Source organism: Bombella pollinis (genome assembly GCF_026385485.1).
In the GTDB taxonomy this organism is placed as follows: Bacteria; Pseudomonadota; Alphaproteobacteria; order Acetobacterales; family Acetobacteraceae; genus Bombella; species Bombella pollinis.
The window spans coordinates 20,412-38,668 of record NZ_JANIDX010000009.1; the positions used below are offsets into that span (position 1 = coordinate 20,412).

Annotated in this window: 17 protein-coding genes and 1 tRNA gene; 11 read left to right on the forward strand and 7 right to left on the reverse strand. The window is 51.9% G+C overall.

The window, feature by feature from the left end; translation table 11 throughout:
* Nucleotides 1-103: 103 nt before the first annotated feature.
* The 3 genes from NQF89_RS08535 to NQF89_RS08545 are packed head-to-tail and all read left to right on the forward strand — an operon-like array spanning nt 104 to nt 2,346.
* Nucleotides 104-715, forward strand: a complete 612-nt coding sequence (locus tag NQF89_RS08535; protein ID WP_155573160.1) for a DUF1013 domain-containing protein — start codon at nt 104-106, stop codon at nt 713-715.
* A gap of 3 nt (nt 716-718) precedes the next feature.
* Nucleotides 719-1,210 (forward strand): 5-(carboxyamino)imidazole ribonucleotide mutase, encoded by a 492-nt coding sequence (gene purE, locus NQF89_RS08540; RefSeq protein ID WP_155579309.1) that lies wholly within the window; start codon nt 719-721, stop codon nt 1,208-1,210.
* Complete coding sequence (locus NQF89_RS08545; RefSeq protein ID WP_266137975.1) at nt 1,210-2,346, forward strand: 5-(carboxyamino)imidazole ribonucleotide synthase; 1,137 nt, start codon at nt 1,210-1,212, stop codon at nt 2,344-2,346. Before purE ends, NQF89_RS08545 begins: the two co-directional genes overlap by 1 nt.
* Nucleotides 2,347-2,376: 30 nt before the next feature.
* Here NQF89_RS08545 and NQF89_RS08550 read toward each other — a convergent pair whose 3' ends face one another.
* Nucleotides 2,377-2,997 carry a JAB domain-containing protein gene (locus NQF89_RS08550; RefSeq protein WP_155573157.1) on the reverse strand — a complete coding sequence of 207 codons (621 nt, stop codon included), beginning with the start codon at nt 2,995-2,997 and terminating at the stop codon, nt 2,377-2,379.
* 30 nt (nt 2,998-3,027) lie between these two features.
* A complete protein-coding gene (locus NQF89_RS08555; protein WP_155573156.1) occupies nt 3,028-3,651 on the reverse strand; it encodes a JAB domain-containing protein in 624 nt (207 codons plus the stop codon).
* 72 nt (nt 3,652-3,723) lie between these two features.
* Between NQF89_RS08555 and NQF89_RS08560 the strand changes: the two genes are divergently transcribed.
* From NQF89_RS08560 to NQF89_RS08570, 3 genes are read left to right on the forward strand one after another with little or no spacing between them, the layout of a single operon-like run.
* Nucleotides 3,724-5,979 (forward strand): ATP-dependent helicase, encoded by a 2,256-nt coding sequence (locus NQF89_RS08560; protein ID WP_407652364.1) that lies wholly within the window; start codon nt 3,724-3,726, stop codon nt 5,977-5,979.
* A complete protein-coding gene (locus NQF89_RS08565; RefSeq protein ID WP_099027355.1) occupies nt 5,976-6,902 on the forward strand; it encodes a 50S ribosomal protein L11 methyltransferase in 927 nt (308 codons plus the stop codon). Before NQF89_RS08560 ends, NQF89_RS08565 begins: the two co-directional genes overlap by 4 nt.
* 33 nt (nt 6,903-6,935) lie before the next feature.
* Nucleotides 6,936-8,705, forward strand: coding sequence for a M24 family metallopeptidase (locus tag NQF89_RS08570; protein WP_266137977.1), 1,770 nt, complete (start codon nt 6,936-6,938; stop codon nt 8,703-8,705).
* 33 nt (nt 8,706-8,738) lie between these two features.
* On the opposite strand, the gene NQF89_RS08575 is transcribed toward NQF89_RS08570, so the two are convergent.
* Nucleotides 8,739-8,963, reverse strand: coding sequence for a DUF3126 family protein (locus NQF89_RS08575; protein WP_099027357.1), 225 nt, complete (start codon nt 8,961-8,963; stop codon nt 8,739-8,741).
* A 140-nt stretch (nt 8,964-9,103) separates the two neighbouring features.
* Between NQF89_RS08575 and NQF89_RS08580 the strand changes: the two genes are divergently transcribed.
* On the forward strand, nt 9,104-9,799 hold the full coding sequence (locus NQF89_RS08580; protein ID WP_230873278.1) for a hypothetical protein: 696 nt from the start codon (nt 9,104-9,106) through the stop codon (nt 9,797-9,799).
* 9 nt (nt 9,800-9,808) lie between these two features.
* Here the strand turns inward: NQF89_RS08580 and NQF89_RS08585 are convergent, their stop codons facing one another.
* The 4 genes from NQF89_RS08585 to NQF89_RS08600 are packed head-to-tail and all read right to left on the reverse strand — an operon-like array spanning nt 9,809 to nt 16,178.
* Nucleotides 9,809-10,504, reverse strand: a complete 696-nt coding sequence (locus tag NQF89_RS08585; protein ID WP_155573153.1) for a pyridoxine 5'-phosphate synthase — start codon at nt 10,502-10,504, stop codon at nt 9,809-9,811.
* An 18-nt stretch (nt 10,505-10,522) separates the two neighbouring features.
* Nucleotides 10,523-11,530: a 4-hydroxythreonine-4-phosphate dehydrogenase PdxA gene (gene pdxA, locus NQF89_RS08590; RefSeq protein ID WP_155573152.1), complete on the reverse strand. Its 1,008-nt coding sequence runs from the start codon at nt 11,528-11,530 to the stop codon at nt 10,523-10,525.
* Nucleotides 11,531-11,536: 6 nt separating this feature from the next.
* Entirely contained in the window at nt 11,537-12,940 is a 1,404-nt protein-coding gene (locus tag NQF89_RS08595) for a M20/M25/M40 family metallo-hydrolase (protein WP_230873277.1), read from the reverse strand.
* Between the two features lie 13 nt (nt 12,941-12,953).
* Nucleotides 12,954-16,178 (reverse strand): glycosyltransferase family protein, encoded by a 3,225-nt coding sequence (locus NQF89_RS08600; RefSeq protein WP_266137978.1) that lies wholly within the window; start codon nt 16,176-16,178, stop codon nt 12,954-12,956.
* A 204-nt stretch (nt 16,179-16,382) separates the two neighbouring features.
* On the opposite strand from NQF89_RS08600, the gene NQF89_RS08605 reads away from it, so the two are divergent.
* The 4 genes from NQF89_RS08605 to NQF89_RS08620 all read left to right on the forward strand — a co-directional run bounded on the left by NQF89_RS08605 (nt 16,383) and on the right by NQF89_RS08620 (nt 18,213).
* The gene (locus NQF89_RS08605) at nt 16,383-16,715 is read left to right on the forward strand and encodes a LapA family protein (protein ID WP_266137979.1); all 333 of its coding nucleotides are present in this window, start codon (nt 16,383-16,385) and stop codon (nt 16,713-16,715) included.
* Nucleotides 16,716-16,727: 12 nt separating this feature from the next.
* The gene (gene pyrF, locus NQF89_RS08610; RefSeq protein ID WP_155573149.1) at nt 16,728-17,447 is read left to right on the forward strand and encodes an orotidine-5'-phosphate decarboxylase; all 720 of its coding nucleotides are present in this window, start codon (nt 16,728-16,730) and stop codon (nt 17,445-17,447) included.
* Complete coding sequence (locus NQF89_RS08615; protein WP_266137980.1) at nt 17,444-18,097, forward strand: phosphoribosylanthranilate isomerase; 654 nt, start codon at nt 17,444-17,446, stop codon at nt 18,095-18,097. Before pyrF ends, NQF89_RS08615 begins: the two co-directional genes overlap by 4 nt.
* 25 nt (nt 18,098-18,122) lie before the next feature.
* Nucleotides 18,123-18,213, forward strand: a tRNA-Ser gene (locus tag NQF89_RS08620).
* Nucleotides 18,214-18,257: the final 44 nt, after the last annotated feature.

Here is an 18,257-nt window from a genome sequence, read left to right on the forward strand (position 1 = left end):
GCAGGCACCGCCTCTTTTTGGGTGGCGGGTGATTCTTTTTCAGAGTGGCCCGGGCTTGCCAAATGCCGGACCTTCTACCATTCTGCAAAAGGACCGCGTTAACATGACCCTACCGTTAATGCCCAAAGCTACCGCTGTGTGGCTTATTGAGAAAACCGCCCTCACTTTTGAGCAAATTGCTGTCTTTTGCGGGATGCACCCGTTAGAGATTCAGGCCATTGCAGATGGTGAAGTGGGCGGGAGCATCAACGGGTACGACCCCATTAAAAATAATCAACTGACCGAGGCTGAGATTAAACGCTGCGAGGGCAACGCCTCTGCACGTCTAAAATTGAAGGCCGCGCCCAACCCTGTGGCACGCCGTGCAAAAGGTGCTCGGTACACCCCTGTGGCAAAGCGGCATGACCGGCCCGATGCGATTGCCTTCATTCTGCGCCAATTCCCCCAGCTTAACGATACACAAATCGTCCGGCTATTGGGGACAACGAAGGATACAATCGCAAAGATTCGTAACCGCGAACATTGGAACAGCCCCAATATCAAACCGCGTGACCCTGTCATTCTTGGTCTTTGCACACAAACTGACCTCAACGCAGCCGTACAAGCAGCTAATGATCGCCTCGTCCGTGAAGGGACGGCATTGCAGGATACACCTCATGAAGACGACCCGAACCGTCTTTTCGCGACCCCTGATGAATCACATGACGGTCTTTAAGGCATGACGGATAGCGCAGCCCCCTTAGTGGGTGTGATTATGGGTAGTCAGTCCGATTGGGAGACAATGCGCCATGGGTGCGAGCTGCTAGAGAAGCTCGCCATCCCTTACGAGGCGCGTATCGTCTCCGCCCATCGGACCCCGGACCGCCTCGCTTCATACGCGAAATCGGCCCATGATAAGGGGCTGAAGGTGATTATCGCCGGGGCAGGTGGTGCGGCTCATCTCCCGGGTATGTGTGCCGCTTGGACAAGCCTACCCGTCTTTGGTGTACCGGTCGAAAGTCGAAGCCTAAAAGGGCAAGATAGCTTGCTCTCCATCGTCCAAATGCCTGCTGGTATCCCTGTTGGGACTTTAGCGATTGGTCGTGCAGGGGCTGTTAATGCGGCTTTACTAGCGGCGTCTGTTCTGGCCCTCTCTGATGCAGAGTTGGCCAAACGCCTTATTGCTTACAGAGAGGCTCAAACAGCTTCAGTCGCGGAGGTCCCCGTTTAATGGCACAGCAGCCCTTACAACCTGGCGCATGGATTGGCATCGTAGGGGGCGGGCAGCTCGGCCGCATGTCCGCTATGGCTGCGGCGCGGCTTGGCTATAAGGTCCATATCCTCTCCAACACAGCCCCTAGCCCAGCGGCGGAGACATCTGCCAAAGTAACGATCGGCTCTTATGATGACCCTTCATGCTTAGAGAACTTCGCCCAGAGCTGTGATGTCATTAGTTTTGAGTTTGAGAATATCAGTGCCAGCGGCTTAAAGCATTTAGCACGTTTTTGCCCTGTTCATCCTTCAGGGCATATTTTGGAGACCAGTCAGGACCGCATTGCTGAAAAAACAATGTTGGGTTCTTATGGTTTACCTGTCGCCCCATGGCGTGAAATCAAAGGGACTGAAGACCTCACAGCACTAGCCTCCTTCGGCTTCCCATGTATTTTAAAGACAACCCGCTTCGGGTATGACGGTAAAGGGCAATTCCGCCTTCCAGATGAGGAGACGTTTCAGGCTCTATTACGCCAAGCTGATACCCTCCCTTACCCCCTCGTTGCCGAGCAGCATATTGACTTCGCACGGGAGATAAGCGTCATGGTCGTGCGCGGTCATGATGGGACTGTCCGGTGTTTTGATGTAGCTGAAAATCACCATCGTGAAGGGATTTTACGCGTCTCCATCGTCCCTGCCCCTATCATGCCTGCCTTAGCTGAGGAGGCGCAAAAACTCGCTGCACAGCTTGCTGAAAAGCTAGGTTTAATCGGCATTATGGGGGTAGAACTTTTTGAAGATAAAAATGGCAAGCTCCTTGTTAATGAGATTGCCCCTCGCCCTCATAATTCTGGCCATTGGACGATGAATGCCTGTCTGGTGGATCAATTTGAGATGCATATACGCGCGGTTGCAGGGTTACCGCTCCCCCCGCCTCGGCGTCATTCTGATGTGTATATGCATAATCTCATTGGCCCTGAAGATATGGCCCTCCTGCCAGAGATTGTAGCGGAGGAAAATGCCTCTCTCCATCTTTATGGTAAAGAAGATGCCCGCCCGGGCCGTAAGATGGGCCATGTAAACCGCATCTTCCCACGCGGTGGATTACCTGGTGCTATGGTCTTACAGCATTATAAGCCTATCCTTTCGGCCTAATTCAGTAAGACATAGATGGTAGATCATCTCTCAAGAAAGTAAGCCAAGCTGACGGAAGCTCGTTAAGGCCTTACGCGTTACAATGAGATGATCTACCACAGAGACCTCTACAACCTGCAAGGCCCTCTCCATCGATTGGGTCATGATGACATCCTTCTTAGAAGGCATAACTTGGCCCGATGGGTGGTTATGCACCATAATAAGACCAAAGGCATTTAACTCTATGCAGCGTTTTGCGACCTCACGCGGGTAAACCGGTGCGTGATTAATTGTGCCCCGCGTTTGTATTTCATCCAAAATAAGACGATGGTGTTTATCAAGAAATAAAAGCCGGAACTGCTCTACACGCTCCCGCGCCATATGAATCATCAAATAATCATAGAGTAATTCTGGATGTTTTAGCAGGTCCCCCTCTGGCAATAAGGCCCGACTATAACGATGGGCTAGCTCCTTCACTATCGCACATAAAACAGGCAGAGCTACCGTTTCTCGCGGTAATTTTTCCCAGTTTATTGTTGGAGTGCATAATAAATCAGCAAATGATTCATAATGTGCGATGAGATAAGAGGTTAAACCCTGCTGTGCATCTTCCGCTGTGAAGATGAGAGACGCAATCTCAGCAAAGATATCGTCTCTCTGTGGGGAGGCCATATGTTTAAGACTTGTCGGATGAGACACTTTTTATAATAACCCAGCCTCACTCATACTAACATGCCAATCTGGCGCGATTAACATACCCTCATGCACCGTAATATCTAAAGCCGATAAGGCCTGCTTCAACCCCCGTGCATCTGCCGCTAAAGCCGTAGCGGGGGCCTGAGGATGGTAATAGATAATAATTACCGCTGTAGCATGACACTCCAGAAGAATACAAGCAATGAGACGGTGCATTGTGTTTATCTGTCTTTGTTTAGGCAACTCCTTTTCCACAATAAGCCTATTATTACTATCCAAACATAATAAGCTAATCGTTTGCGTGGAAACATGCTGCAACGCCCCTTGGGCATAACGCATCAAGGCATCACTATTACTTAATTGCAAAGGTGCATCACCATCATGCTCCACAAGGGCGCGCGCTGCTATGATAGGCAGTTGAAGGAGCGCAATCGCCTTCTCACTCATTCCCGCATCTTTTAAAGAATCTGGCGCAACTTGTAGCAATTTGCCTATTGTCCCAAAGCGGGCGAGCAAAGCTTTAGCCTGCGGCTTTGTATCTCGCCTCGGTATGGCATAAAAAAGAAGCACCTCTAATAGCTCATAATCTGCAAGTGTTTCCGCCCCATAGGCCAGAATGCGCTCGCGCATACGGGCCCTATGTCCTGATTTAGAAGGTGCTACTTTACTCACAATCTGCGGTTATGTCCTAGCTATTAGAGGATGATCGCATTATATCAGATAATTGTGGTTGATGATCTTTTTTCCCCCCGTCTTTCGCCCTCCGAGCCTGATTATCTCGTTGGGCTAAACGCAGAGCAACGCCTTGCTGTAGAGACAACAGAAGGCCCCTTGCTGATTCTCGCCGGTGCGGGAACGGGCAAAACCCGTGTGTTAACAACGCGCTTTGCTCATATTCTGCTCCAACAGCGCGCTTGGCCGGAACAGATTCTGGCCGTGACCTTTACCAATAAAGCCGCGAAAGAAATGCGCGAGCGCATTAGCGTGATTTTGGATAAACCGGTCGAAGGGCTTTGGTTAGGGACGTTCCACTCCCTTTGTGCGCGTATGCTCCGCCAGCACGCCCCCCGCGTTGGGCTAGAGCGCAGCTTTACCATTCTTGATGCTGATGACCAACTACGCTTGCTCAAGCAAGTGATGGAACCTTGGAAGCTGGACCTCAAACGCTGGCCCCCTGCCCAGCTGATGCACCAAATCCAGTTATGGAAGGATAAAGCCCTCCTCCCGGAGGAGATTACCGCCGCACATGATACGGACCTCGCTAATGGGCAAGCGCGTGCGATTTATGCAGCGTATCAAGCCCGACTAAAAGAGCTTAATGCCTGCGATTTCGGCGATTTAATGCTCCATATGGTGACCATCTTCCGTCAGCATCCCGATGTTCTTGCTCAATATCACCATCGTTTCCGCTATATTTTGGTGGATGAGTATCAAGATACAAACGCCATCCAATATCTATGGCTACGTTTATTAGCCAAACATCCTGACGGCGATCCTGCAAACATCGCTTGCGTGGGGGATGATGACCAATCCATCTATTCTTGGCGCGGGGCAGAAATTGCTAATATTCTGCGGTTTGAGAACGATTTTCCCGGTGCGCGTATCATTCGGCTAGAGCAAAATTACCGCTCTACACCGCGCATCCTTAGTGCTGCCTCTCATATCATTGCCCATAATGAGGACCGGTTGGGCAAAACCCTCCGCCCCGGTTTAGAGAGTGATGAGGGAGAGTTAGTAGACGTCATCAGTACGCCTGATTCCGATGATGAAGCCCGTATTGTGGGGATGCGTATTCAGACCCTCCATCAAGAGGGGCAGGCTTATGGAGATATGGCTATTTTGATGCGCGCTGGCTTCCAGACGCGTCCTTTTGAGGAAGCCCTCATGCGCATGGGGATTCCGTATCAAATCATCGGGGGCCTTCGCTTTTATGAGCGGGCTGAAATCCGCGATGCAATTGCCTATATGCGGGCCGTTCTTTACCCGTTAGACGACCTCGCTTTTGAGCGCATCGTTAATCTTCCCAAACGTGGCTTTGGTAATGTGGCACTCTCCCGCCTGCGCCTTACTGCGCGCGAAGCGGGACGCTCTCTCCAACAGACCCTCCAACAACAAATTGAGCATAAGCTCATCAAAGGGAAATCTGCCGCTACATTAGCCGAGCTACTCGCGGCTTTGGAGAAAGCACGGAAGATTGTTGCCAAAGAGGGGCATGTAGTCGCAACCGAGACTATCTTAGAAGAGAGCGGCTACCTCACGATGTGGCGTGATGACCCCAAAACAGTAGAAGCCGCTGGACGCTTGGATAATATAGGTGAGCTTCTCCGCGCCATTGGGGAGTTCCCCACGATGGAGGCCTTCTTAGAGCATATTGCTCTCGTTATGGAGAGCGATACCCTCCAAGAAGAACGCGACAAAGTAAGCCTTATGACACTCCATGCCGCTAAGGGATTGGAGTTTCCTACCGTGTTCCTTCCCGGTTGGGAGGAAGGGATTTTCCCCTCTCAACGCTCATTGGATGAAGGGGGCAATCGCGCTTTGGAGGAAGAACGCCGCCTTGCTTATGTTGGGCTTACCCGTGCGCGGGAGCGGGCAATTATCCTCCATGCTGCAAGCCGGCGTATTTATGCAAATTGGCAAGATTCCATCCCTAGCCGGTTTATTGAAGAACTACCCGATAAGCATATTAAACGGCATAGCCCTGCGCGCCATAATCCGCGTCCCGGTTCCTTTTTTGCACGCCAAGCTCAGGCCAACATGAGCAGGTCTCCCTCCTCTAGTCGTTATAGACCAGAGGCCCTCTCCAACCGTCCTACCATTCCCCTTGGGGCGACTGTGCAGCATAGCCGCTATGGTGAAGGCGTGGTCATTGGTGTTGAAGGGGAGCGACTCTCCGTTAATTTTGAAGATGTCGGCCTAAAACGCATCATGGCCGGTTTTGTAAAGGTCGTATCATGAAGGCAAAACAAAGCCCCATCGCCCCATCCCATATTGGCACACGCCATGCGCGTATGTTGGAGACCCTCTCCATTGTGGTGGAGGAAGCACATGTTCCACTTTTTGAGCAAGTTCTCCTCGGGGTGTGCGATACAGTCGGGATGTTTGAGGAAGATGATGAGCAACGCTATTGGCGGTTAGAGGCCGTTAAAGAACGCGGCAAGAATGAAGATGAATTAGAAAATGGCCTCGCCCTTGTCCGTGCTATGACAGGTGTTGAGGCCCCGCTCCTCCGGCGGGAAACGGAGGCAGAAGGATGGTTAGCCCGCACACAAGAGGCCTTTCCTCCTCAATATGTCGGGCGGCGTTTTTGTATTCGTGGAACACATTTAAAAGATAAGGCGGCACGCAACCGGCTGAATATCACCTTAGATGCCGGGATTGCTTTTGGCTCTGGCGAGCATGGCTCTACGCGTGGATGCCTGCGCGCTTTAGAACGCATTGCGTACCGCAAACCACAACATATTTTAGATATGGGCTGCGGCTCTGGGATTCTTGCAATGGCTGCTGCGCGGCTGTTCCATCGTCCCGTTTTAGCGGTGGATATTGAGCCTTGGTCTGTCCGTGTGGCGGCCTCTAATGCACGGTTAAATAAATTGGGGCCGTTATTAGAGTGCCGCTTCGGCAATGGCTGGCTAACCGAGAGCGTGCGCAAAAAAGCCCCTTACGACCTTGTTTTTGCCAATATCCTCGCCCGCCCACTATGCCGTATGGCCAAGGATTTAGCCTACCATTTACAAAAAGGGGGTACGGCCATCCTTGCTGGGCTGCTCACCACGCAAGCGCGCATGGTTCTTGTCGCTCATCAACGCCAAGGGCTGGTTTTAGAACATCATCTAAAAGAAGGTGCTTGGAGCACCCTCGTCCTCCGCAAACCTTTTTAAGCGAATCCTTTCTCCTATCTGCATGGTGCCCCTATGTCTTTGTCGTCTCTTCCACTAAAAGACCGTCCCGCTCTCGTGCGCCAACAATTCCCGCATTTTGATATTGCAGGGTTTATCATAACGCGCGGGGATGAATATTTGGGGGAATATGTTGCCCCCTATGCAGAGCGGCTCGCATGGTTGACGGGTTTTACCGGTAGCGCAGGGCTGGCCATCTTACTAAACGATAAAGGCTGTGTCTTTTCGGATGGACGCTATACCGTGCAGATGAAGGACCAAACCCTCCCCGAGCATTGGGAGACGCGCCATAGTGGCAAAACCCCGCCCCGGCAATGGTTAGAAGAACATGCCCAGGGCTTACGCATTGGTTATGATCCAACATTAGTCAGCCAGCGGGAGCTTGCAGCATGGTCCTCTCCCCATATTCAGCTCATCGCCCTAGAGGGCAATCCCATTGATGCCGCTTGGACTGACCAACCCGTCCCCCCAACAACCCCTATCATCCATCATCCATTAGAGTTTACCGGCAAAACAAGCCGCGAGAAACGAGCAGAGCTTGCCCAACAATTACGCAAGGCAGGCCAAGAGGCCATGATTATAGCCGATTGCCCGTCTCTCGCTTGGTTACTCAATATCCGGGGCCATGATATTGCCATGACCCCCATAGCCCATGCTTATGGTATCCTTTATGCGAGTGGGCAGGTTGAGATTTTTGCTGAACAAAGCCGCTTTCATGATGCTGTAGAAGATGACGGCATTTTACCAAAAGCCCCATCTTCTTTACCAACGGCTTTACAACATCTTTCCGGCAAACTTGTCCGCCTAGACCCAGCAACAACCCCACTCTGGTTCCGTATGACGCTAGAGGCAGCAGGGGCTGAAATTGCTGATGGGCCAGACCTCTGCACATTGCCCAAAGCGATAAAAACCAAGACAGAGCAAGACGGTAATCGCCGGGCGCATCAGCTTGATAGTATTGCCCTTGCCCGTTTCCTCCATTGGGTAGAAAAACACGGTGTTGGCCAGCGTGAAACGGCACTTGCTGCGAAGTTAGAATCATTCCGGGCTTTATCACCTGATTATAAAGGCCCTAGTTTCGAGACAATCTCCGCAGCGGGGCCGAATGGGGCTTATCCCCATTACCGAGCGGAAGTAGGGCACGATAGTATCCTCACAGAGAATTGCGTCTATCTTGTCGATAGTGGGGCGCAATATCCCTTCGGCACCACCGACATCACCCGCACTCTATGGATTGGCCCTGATGAGCCACCAGCCGCCCTTAAAAAGGCCTTTACTGCTGTGTTGCGCGGGCATATCGCGCTAAGCCGCCAACGCTTCCCGCACGGCCTACCGGGGTATCGGCTCGATAGTGTAGCACGTTCTGCCTTATGGAATATGGGGCTGGATTTCGACCACGGTACAGGCCACGGCATTGGGAGTTATCTCTCCGTCCATGAAGGGCCGCAATCTATCTCCGTAGCACTAAGGCCAACCGGGTTAGTACCGGGCATGATTCTCTCTAACGAGCCCGGCTATTATGAGGTCGGTGCGTATGGGATTCGGATTGAGAATCTCCTTTTAGTGAAGGAAAGCACACTTAACGGCCCATCAGGCCCCTTCTTGGAGTTTGAAACCCTCACCCACACACCCATTGATAAACGTCTCATCGACACGGCGCATCTCACACCAGATGAGCGGCAATGGTTGGACCGTTATCACGCCACAGTGCAGGAAAGATTATTGCCCCTCCTAGAGAGGGAGCTTCATGAGTGGGTGAAAGAAAGCTGCGCCCCACTCACCTAAACAAGCCCATAAAATAAGGACGGTGCCTCCCCCTTAGGCAGCGGGGAGGTCCTCCTCCAACACGGTGAGGTTGACGGCATAAGAGACTTCGCCCTCATCCTCATCACGATATACCGTCCCTACAACCTCGCCTGCCACAGCGATCTCCACACTCATACCCTTACGAGGGGGGACATTCACCGTCAGCTTGGGAGAGCCCAAGAGACGTTGTAACGCCGCCTGTAAGCGCAGGATTTCAGAGTGGGACATATCAGCCATAAAGTAAGCTCCAAATACGGAATGAATCTTTCCCCTCTCTAGCCCATTGCTAAGAAGACGAAAACCCATCTTCCCGATGGAAAGGAAAACATGATAGAGCATCTCCCATATTTCGTAACTCTACACATATGGAAGAAACAATGACCCTCCCAAAGGTTGTCCGTTGCCTTGCTTACTTTTTGCCCGTCACTCTCACAGCTTGTGGCTATTGGGATGCGCGGGAAGCTCATCGCGCTCAATATGAGATGATCGGCATGACGACCTATGACCTCCAAGCCTGTGCGGGCGGCCCTAATTCGACAAAGACATTAAACGACACAACAGCTGTGTGGGAATATGACATCAGCCGCTCCATTCCTTCACTTCCGGATTCTGGTTTGATTCCTGCCAGTGCGGCCATTAGTGCGTATCAATCTATTTTTGGTGGGGCTGGGGCTAGCTGCCGTATGCTCATCCGCATAGACCATGACCGCGTTTCAGAGGTCCATTATACGGGTGATGATGATGAATATATCGGCCAAGATGGTATTTGCTCCATGCTCACACGCGGTTGTGCGCGTCAGCCAGAAGGGACCATGCGGGATGCACCGGGCATCTGGCCTATGGGGCCAATCTCTGCGTTCCATTCTACGCCAACGCCAGAGCAAAGCCCCAAGGCCACCTATTCAGACCAATCGGGTAAATATGTACCTTTCTATAAACATAAGCCCGGCACACCTCTCATCCAGCCTGCTCCTAAGGATGGAACAATACCGGATGTTCCCCGCAATCGTGGGCTCATTAACATCCAGCAGGGCGATAATGGCCTCCCCGTTATTAATGAGCCCGGCGACTAAACGGATTTATTACGACAATAAATCCTTCATCCGCCTTACCGAAGGCCCTAACCCAACAAAAATGGCCTCGCCGATTAGAAAATGCCCAATATTTAACTCTTTAAGATGCGGCAATTTTGTAATCGGCGTAACATTTTCATAGGTCAGCCCATGCCCCGCATGGAGCTCCAACCCTACCTCCCCAGCAATGCGGGCAGCCTGATGCAATCGCTCCAGCTCTCCCGCTTTGCCTGCGGCATAGGCCCCCGTATGCAGCTCAATCACCGGGGCCCCCAAGGCCGCAGCAGTACGGATAGCCTCTGGCTCTGGGTCGATGAATAAAGAAACACGAATACCTGCCTGAAGCAGGCGCGTGATATGCGGAGCAAGATGATCGCGCAGACCGATCACATCCAAGCCGCCTTCAGTTGTCAATTCCGCCCGTCTCTCAGGCACTAAGCAGCAGGCATGAGGCTTTAAGTCACATGCAATAGCGACCATCTCATCGGTAACAGCCATCTCAAAATTAAGTGGAGCGGGCAAAGCACGCAGCTGTTTTACGTCTTCATCTCGGATATGACGGCGATCTTCCCTCAAATGCGCGGTAATCCCATCAGCACCATGCTGTAAAGCAAGCTCTGCTGCACGCACAGGGTCTGGATAAGCCTCACCACGCGCATTTCGTAATGTTGCAACATGATCCACATTAATACCAAGACGAATCATCGGCTTATCCTTTCTTGCTCACTTGCAGTGAGACTCAGTCACTGCTCGTTGATGCGCCATATCATGGGCCATTCTCATCGCTGATAAAAGACTAGAACAATCCGCACGGCTTTTCTCCCCACGCCCCACGGCAATATCAAAGGCTGTACCGTGGTCAGGTGAGGTCCGAATAATGGGAAGGCCCAGCGTGATATTCACCCCCCCTGCCATATCAAGAGTCTTTACAGGGATAAGCCCTTGGTCATGATATAAACAAATCGCCGCATCATAATGGCTACGCACAGCGGCACTAAACATCGTATCAGGGGGCATCGGGCCAATAACATTAATACCCTCTTTAGTAAGAGCCTCAATAGCAGGGCGGATAATCCGCACCTCCTCATCCCCCATCATGCCATGCTCCCCGGCATGAGGGTTAAGACCCGCAATAGCCAATCTAGGATTCGTAAACCCAAAATCACGCTTTAGAGCCTTGGCCGTGATTTTGCTGACCTCAACAATACGCTCCGCCGATAAACACTTAATGGCCTGCTGGAGAGAAACATGAATACTCGTCAAAGCGACCTTCAGCTCTGGGCAGGCGAGCATCATCACCTCTTGTCCTGAAGCCTTACATAAAGAGGCAAGAAACTCCGTATGTCCCGGATGAGGAAACCCCGCAGCCGCTAATATATGCTTAGCAATCGGGTTAGTCACCACAGCCCCAGCCTGACCCGCCAAGCTATAATGCACAGCCTGTTTTATACTCTCTATGACCGCAGGGGCATTTTGCGCGGAAGGCTTACCCGGCTGCACAACCTCCGGGCACGATACCCGCTGAACGGGCAGGGCATGGGCAAAACAAGCTCTCGCCTCTGCTGGATGAGTGATCTCTTGCCATACAATCGCCTCACCCAACAAAGTCGGATCACCAATCCAGAAAAAGACACATCCCGTATCCCGCAATGCTTGCCAAACACGGCCTGTTAATTCTGGCCCTATGCCAGCGGGATCACCCATTGTGAGTGCGAGTGGTGCCGCCTTCATATCGTCTCACTCCGCTAAAGCTGCGAGAATGCGCACCCAAGAGCGGATCCCATGATGAAAAGACTCAAAACCATATTGCTCATTAGGGGAATGAATATGATCATCCGCTTGAGCAAACCCCACCATCAAGGCATCCATCCCCAAAGCATGCCGGACTTCCTCCGCAACGGGGATAGACCCACCACAACCCGTTGTAACGGCTGGCTCGCCCCATTCTTCGCTCAAGGCTTTGAGTGTTGCGGCAAGATATGGGCTTTCTTTTTCCACCGCAAAACCAGCAGAGGCCCCATGTGATGTAAAAGTGACAGTCACATCCTCTGGCAGGTTATCACGCACATAAGCCCGAAATGCCTCCCGAATCTTCAACGGGTCCTGCCCCGGGACAAGGCGAAACGATAATTTTGCTGAGGCTTGAGCCGGGATAACGGTTTTAAACCCATCATCTTGGTACCCACCGCCAATGCCATTAACCTCAAAGCTAGGGCGACACCATGTTTGTTCTATTGCGCTAAAGCCTTGCTCCCCTGCCGCGTGAGACAAGCCAACCTCACCTAACAAAGCGGCATCATCAGGGTATAAATGCGCCCATTGTGCCCGCGTTTGCTCATCTGGCACGGCCACACCATCATAAAAACCGGGTAAGGTGATGCGGCCTGTTTCATCGCGCAAGCCACTAATAAGGCGACATAACAAATAAGCAGGATTAGCCGCCGCATTGCCATACATGCCAGAATGTAAATCTTGCTTAGCCGCTGTTAGACAAATCTCCTCCGCCACCGTACCGCGTAAAGAGGTTGTAATGGCTGGGGTATGACGATTAGGCATCGCCGTATCGCAAATAAGGGCGATATCAGCGCGTAAATCAGCCTGATGCGCCTTGAGGAAAGGCAATAGATTCTCCCCGCCCGATTCTTCCTCCCCTTCCAAAAGGATACTCACCGCCACAGGCAAGCGGCCATGCACCGCCTTCCACGCTCGACAGGCCTCGATAAAGGTCATCACCTGTCCTTTATCATCGCTTGCTCCGCGTGCCACGATAACCTTCCGCCCTGTTTCATCCTCCTTTATGCACGGCTCAAAAGGCTTGCTATGCCATAGATGATCCGGGTCCGTTGGCTGAACATCATAATGCCCATAGAAAAGAACATGCGTTTGCCCAGCCTTGGCATAAGCGTCATTCTCATCGGCATGACCAACAACCATCGGATGCCCCGGCTCAGCCCATTTGACATCGTGCGTCTCTGCTGCAAAGCCTATAGTGCGCAACTCCTCAACCAACCACTGTGCAGCGCGGCGACAATCCTCGCGATGCTCCTTTTGCGTAGAAATACTAGGGATGCGTAGCAAATCAAAAAGCCGCTCGCGGGCAGCATCTTGCTGCTCATCAACATAATGAAGAACATCAGACATTATGCCATTCATCTTATTGTGCATCTCGTGAGCTTTCATAATCATTTGATAATGTTACCCCGATATGGGTCGGCAAGGGAGAGACATCGTCTGCCTCTTGGTCTTCCCCTTCATCTTCCTCTGCCTCATCAACCACAGGCACCGGCGGAACTTTAAGCTGAATCCGCAATGGCGCGGGAGCGAAGACTCTTTCTGGCTTAAAGGGGGGCACCTCAGGGGCAGGGTCTATCACAACCGGCTGTTGAAAGAGCTGCTCTAAAACTCGATCAAATATCTCCCGCTGTTTTGTGGCACTATGCTCTTTGCTTACAAACTCATAGGCCTTTATACGGAGGCTCTCCCATAGCTCTGGCTCCTCGTACAGGCGAATAATCTGCTGAGCAAAATGTTCTGGAGCATTTACCCCACCATCAAGAGCTTCTTGGCCATCCTTCCAGCCCAAACGCTCCATTTGCGCGCTGCTTATAATAGCGGGCACACCTTGGGCGGCAGCCTCCACTATCTCAATGGCTGTGGCCGCCAAAACACGCGCCGGATCCATAACCACACGGCATTGTTTAAGAACAGTAGCCAACCGCTCCGTCTCTGCAAAACCATCCAGAGGGGCCATTCTCTCGTAAAACCCAATATCAACAGAAGGGTGATGATACCCCCCCACATCAATAGAGAAATGGTCTTTAAAATGCCGTTGTAAATGCGGCATAATGGCAAGGCAGAACCAATCAAATCCATCATGCCCAGCATCCCCGGCCTGATAGATAGGCAAGGGAAATAAAACGCCCTTCCGCCGGGCAAAAACCTCAGCCCCCGTTTCCATTTGCTCCGGTACAACAGCATAAGGGAGCTGCACAACATTACCATAACCCAGACGATGTAACAGCGCGGCATCTACATCATCACCCGCAAGAATACCTTGGCATAACCACGCATATTCCAGCTCTTTTTGGGCTTCTCGCACCAAAGTATGAGGCTCATCCACCATACCGACAAGGCGGCGCATATGCTGCTCTAAGGCGTTAAGGCCCGTGCCTTTTTGCCCCACAATATCCAGCATAATCGCCTTATCATGAAGGGGCAGTGTCCCAGACGCCAAAACAGGCCCCACACGCCCCAAAGAGGATGCTCCTACCAGCCAAAAAAGCTTCACCCTAGCCTGATGCTGCTGCATGAAAGTTGCTATGTCCTTCACACCGCACCAACAATCTACATCCGCTGGATAATCACAAGCGATGGTAAGACGGTCTTCTTCTCCCCTCTCCAACCCTACGACCATAACCCGCCAGCCCTTTTGCCGGAAAAGCTGGATATGCTGCATGATACGCCGTGCAGGCCCACCCTCTACCGCCCTAGGGAGATGCTGAAAAATCATCATAACCTGCGGTTGACGATTCAGCCCCCCATCTCCATCGCTCGGGACGATAGAATGTGTGGGCAAGAACGTGGGGAATATCCGGCGTAACCCCTCTTTCGTGATGCGGTCTTGTGCGTAAGTCTCAGCGGTAACATGCAGGGCCTTTGCTTGGATGATAGGCCAATATACCAACCTTTCCCCCACAGCCCGCAACGCCATAGAAAGACAGGTAAAGAAGGGCTCCTCCACTGGCTTACCAACATAAGATAAAGCGCGCTCAAGACCGTCATAGCCACAAAAGAGCAACCCACCTTGCACTGCTTCTATCTCACGCTGAAGGCTCACAGAATGTGCTAAAGCCTCCACACCTTGCCTGCGTGCGGTCACAGCTCCATCACGGCAAACGGTGCTTCCGGCTTCCAACACAACATTATTGGCCGCCAAAATCTTACCACTACCCCCACTATGAGGTGTATTCAGAGCCTCCATCATAGCCGGTAACGTCATAGGAAGGAGCTGCATCCCCGACTCTATGAGCAAAATATGCGCTCCACGGATAAAGGGCAGAACATCCTGCACACGCTGCCAAAGCGGCAAATGCTCATCACTGTTAAAGTAATCAATCCCCTCAATAGCCAATTCCAGCCGCTGACGCGCTAGGCGTGATGCACTCCCGATAATGATAATTTGTAAGCCCGGTACCCCCTGCGCATGCAGAGCGGTAAGGCTTGCTACATCTAACAAATAATTCCCTTGAGAGATGAGCAACACCGTTAAGGGAGGGGTCGCATTTGCACTAAAAGACAAAGGCTGGCGGCATAAAGAAGGTAAACTCGCCTCTACCTTCTTTAACGCTACAGTCCGCGCTGCTGTGGCAGATAATTTAGCAACTGGCGGCGTCTCTGGCTCGTCTCGCTGCTTTACTAAAAGTTGGAATATATTTGCCACATGAGCTTGGTGAAGATCCCGCGGCATATCCAGCCCCGCGGCAAAGGCCCGCATATCCACCTCAGCAGAGGGATTACGCAGCTCCCTTATCCCACTACGCATGAAATGAGCATACCCATTACGGAAGGCTCCTTGGGCTACAGCCTCACGAATATCAGGATACTGCTCCAAATAATAGGATTCATCAAAATAAGGGTTAGGGTTAAAACTCTGTGGCTCGTCACAGCATAAATAATGATGAAGCGGATTAATGAAAAGGCCCTGCTCTATTAACGCTTTAACCTGCGGGTAAGTCTCTACATACCATGCTGGGTCAAAATACCACGAGGTACGGACTGTCCCCATCTCCACATCATCAAGCGATAAATACTGAGAGAATGTCCCTTGGGACGGGTCAAAAGGAATATCCTTAGCAAGGCAACTTTTAATCAGTATTTCTGGCTCAAAAAATACATGCGGAGACCGGAATTGCTTATCCCCTACCGCTAAAAAATGGTCGTACGCATTTGCATATCCCGCCTTACGTAAGGCCCTGAACCCATAATCATGATTCTCTTTAAGATAATATTCTGCCGAGAATAACCAATGTCCCGCACAGCTTTGGTTGCCTACCTCCGCATAATGCTGAAACCCATTCCGAAAAATGCCTTGCTCCTGCACACTTCGGCGCACATCAGGGTAATGTTCTAGGTACCACGCCTCATCAAAATAACGATTAGGGGCCGTAAGTTTGGCCGCCTCGTTCGTCTCCCAATAATTATGCAGTGCCTTATCATCTAAAGCAGCGTCTTTTGGGGCAAGCTGATGCGCATAGCGGCGGCGATACCACGCAGCATCAAACCCAGACCATAAAGGCCCCTGCTGATTCAGACTCGCTGGTGCCTCACCAAAAACTTCACCCTGACCCATAAATCTCCCCGCCACCTTATCTTGCTCCAAGATACTCCCCGAACCTATAGCAGAGATTCTACCCCTTAGGGAACGTAGCCTCGCCAGCCTCCCCAAAAAGCATTATGCAGACAATTTACACCCCTAGGATGACAGAATGGATAACTTCTTCTAAAGTTATGTTCACCATTCAACGCAGTTCAGCCCTTGCGCCCTGCTTTGTCGCCCTGTCTGAAGCGGGATAGGAGTACCTTAATGATACGGCTTTTAATTATTGTCCTCTTTGTGGCTTTTATAGCCATTTTCTCTATGAGCAATTTGGACGCCACCACTGTTTGGATCGCCTCTTTTGGCTTTTCCATCAAAATGGGCAAGCTCATCGCGTTGCTCTCTGTCCCATCGCTCATCCTTGGCCTCCTCTTAGGGGCTGCAGGAGATATTCGCCAACGCCGGCGCGCTCGCAAAGCCGAATCCCAATTACGCGGCGCACAAAAACAGCTTATTGAGCTGCACCAAAGACTTGACCAGCTTAAACCCGCTGCCTCATCTGCATCATCTGCCGAGACCAAACACCCCCTTCCTCAATAAGAAGAACCTCTTATGTCCAGCACACGCACACGCCTTATCGCTGCTCTTGATACCGCCTCCTATGAGGAAGCCACCCAATGGGCCACCCAGCTTGAAGGAAAGGTGGATGCCATTAAATTGGGGTTAGAGTTCACCTATGCTTGTGGTCTGGATGCTGTACGCGCCCTTGGCGAACACCAAAAATTGTTTTTGGACCTCAAGCTCCACGACATCCCTAACACTGTTGCATCAGGCTTAAAGGCTCTTGCGCCTCTCCGTCCTTTTTTAACCACCATCCACGCCCTTGGCGGCCCTGAGATGATTGCTCGTGCCCGCGCAGCGTTAGAGGAATCCTTTGAGGGCGGGCCAGACCGCCCCAAGCTACTTGCTGTTACAGTCCTCACCAGCATGAATGAGCAAAGCCTTGCTGAAGTGGGCATCAACGATACACCGCTTGATGAAGTTGTGCGCCTTGGGAAAATGGCCATTCAAGCAGGAGCAGATGGGCTTGTTTGCTCCGCACACGAGCTTGTTGCTCTGCGTGATGCCCTTGGCAATAAACCGGAACTCATTGTCCCCGGCATCCGCCCTGCTGGCAGTGCGCTTGATGACCAAAAGCGCGTTATGTCTCCCACCCAAGCCGCTGAAGCAGGGGCGGATTGGATTGTTGTTGGTCGCCCCATCACCCGCGCGGACGATCCTGCTGCCGCAGCGCAGGCGATTCAGGATGAACTACAGGCAGCCTCACAGTGAGCATAGATGTTAAAATCTGCGGCCTAACGCGGGTTGAGGACATACAAGCTTGCGCTACGTTAGGGGCCCGCTGGGTGGGGCTGGTATTTCACCCAGCCTCACCTCGCTTTATAGATCCTCATCACGCCGCAACATTACACGCCGCTATCCCCACACCTGCACAAGGTGGGCCTTACCGCGTGGGGTTATTCGTTAAACCCTCATGCGAGGACATTCTCTCTCTTTTGCAAAATGTTCCCCTCGATATTTTGCAGCTTTACACCGATGAAGCGACAGCCCTCCATATAAAACACGCCACTGGTAAAGAGGTCTGGCTCGCCCGTGGAGTAACCCATAAAGAGGATTTACCCCACTCATCCGCTCTGGATGGCTATATTATCGAAGCCCCCGCACAGGCTGGGGATACCCGCCCCGGCGGGCTAGGCCGTACCTTTGATTGGAGCCTTACAAAGACATGGCACGCCCCTGCCCCATGGCTGTTAGCAGGCGGGCTGACCCCTCATAATGTTGCTGAGGCTATCACCACCAGCAAAGCTCCAGCAGTTGATGTATCCTCTGGCGTGGAAGAACGGCCCGGCGTAAAATCCGCAGCCTTAATTGAGGCATTTATAAAAAATTCTCAAAAAGGGGCTTGCAGTCACCATAAATGATGCTATTGTCCGGCTCACGCTCGCAGGAGAGGTGGCCGAGCGGCTTAAGGCGCACGCTTGGAAAGCGTGTGTACGTTAATAGCGTACCGAGGGTTCGAATCCCTCTCTCTCCGCCAGCATCCCCCCTAAAAATTGTCATATGGCCTGTAGCTAGGGGAGT

Bases quoted from the DNA above. Each gene is read 5' to 3' on its own strand.
- NQF89_RS08535 (WP_155573160.1), top strand. From the start codon at position 104: ATGACCCTACCGTTAATGCCCAAAGCTACCGCTGTGTGGCTTATTGAG.
- purE (WP_155579309.1), top strand. From the start codon at position 719: ATGACGGATAGCGCAGCCCCCTTAGTGGGTGTGATTATGGGTAGTCAG.
- NQF89_RS08545 (WP_266137975.1), top strand. From the start codon at position 1,210: ATGGCACAGCAGCCCTTACAACCTGGCGCATGGATTGGCATCGTAGGG.
- NQF89_RS08550 (WP_155573157.1), bottom strand. From the start codon at position 2,997: ATGGCCTCCCCACAGAGAGACGATATCTTTGCTGAGATTGCGTCTCTC.
- NQF89_RS08555 (WP_155573156.1), bottom strand. From the start codon at position 3,651: ATGCGCGAGCGCATTCTGGCCTATGGGGCGGAAACACTTGCAGATTAT.
- NQF89_RS08560 (WP_407652364.1), top strand. From the start codon at position 3,724: ATGATCGCATTATATCAGATAATTGTGGTTGATGATCTTTTTTCCCCC.
- NQF89_RS08565 (WP_099027355.1), top strand. From the start codon at position 5,976: ATGAAGGCAAAACAAAGCCCCATCGCCCCATCCCATATTGGCACACGC.
- NQF89_RS08570 (WP_266137977.1), top strand. From the start codon at position 6,936: ATGTCTTTGTCGTCTCTTCCACTAAAAGACCGTCCCGCTCTCGTGCGC.
- NQF89_RS08575 (WP_099027357.1), bottom strand. From the start codon at position 8,963: ATGGCTGATATGTCCCACTCTGAAATCCTGCGCTTACAGGCGGCGTTA.
- NQF89_RS08580 (WP_230873278.1), top strand. From the start codon at position 9,104: ATGACCCTCCCAAAGGTTGTCCGTTGCCTTGCTTACTTTTTGCCCGTC.
- NQF89_RS08585 (WP_155573153.1), bottom strand. From the start codon at position 10,504: ATGATTCGTCTTGGTATTAATGTGGATCATGTTGCAACATTACGAAAT.
- pdxA (WP_155573152.1), bottom strand. From the start codon at position 11,530: ATGAAGGCGGCACCACTCGCACTCACAATGGGTGATCCCGCTGGCATA.
- NQF89_RS08595 (WP_230873277.1), bottom strand. From the start codon at position 12,940: ATGTCTGATGTTCTTCATTATGTTGATGAGCAGCAAGATGCTGCCCGC.
- NQF89_RS08605 (WP_266137979.1), top strand. From the start codon at position 16,383: ATGATACGGCTTTTAATTATTGTCCTCTTTGTGGCTTTTATAGCCATT.
- pyrF (WP_155573149.1), top strand. From the start codon at position 16,728: ATGTCCAGCACACGCACACGCCTTATCGCTGCTCTTGATACCGCCTCC.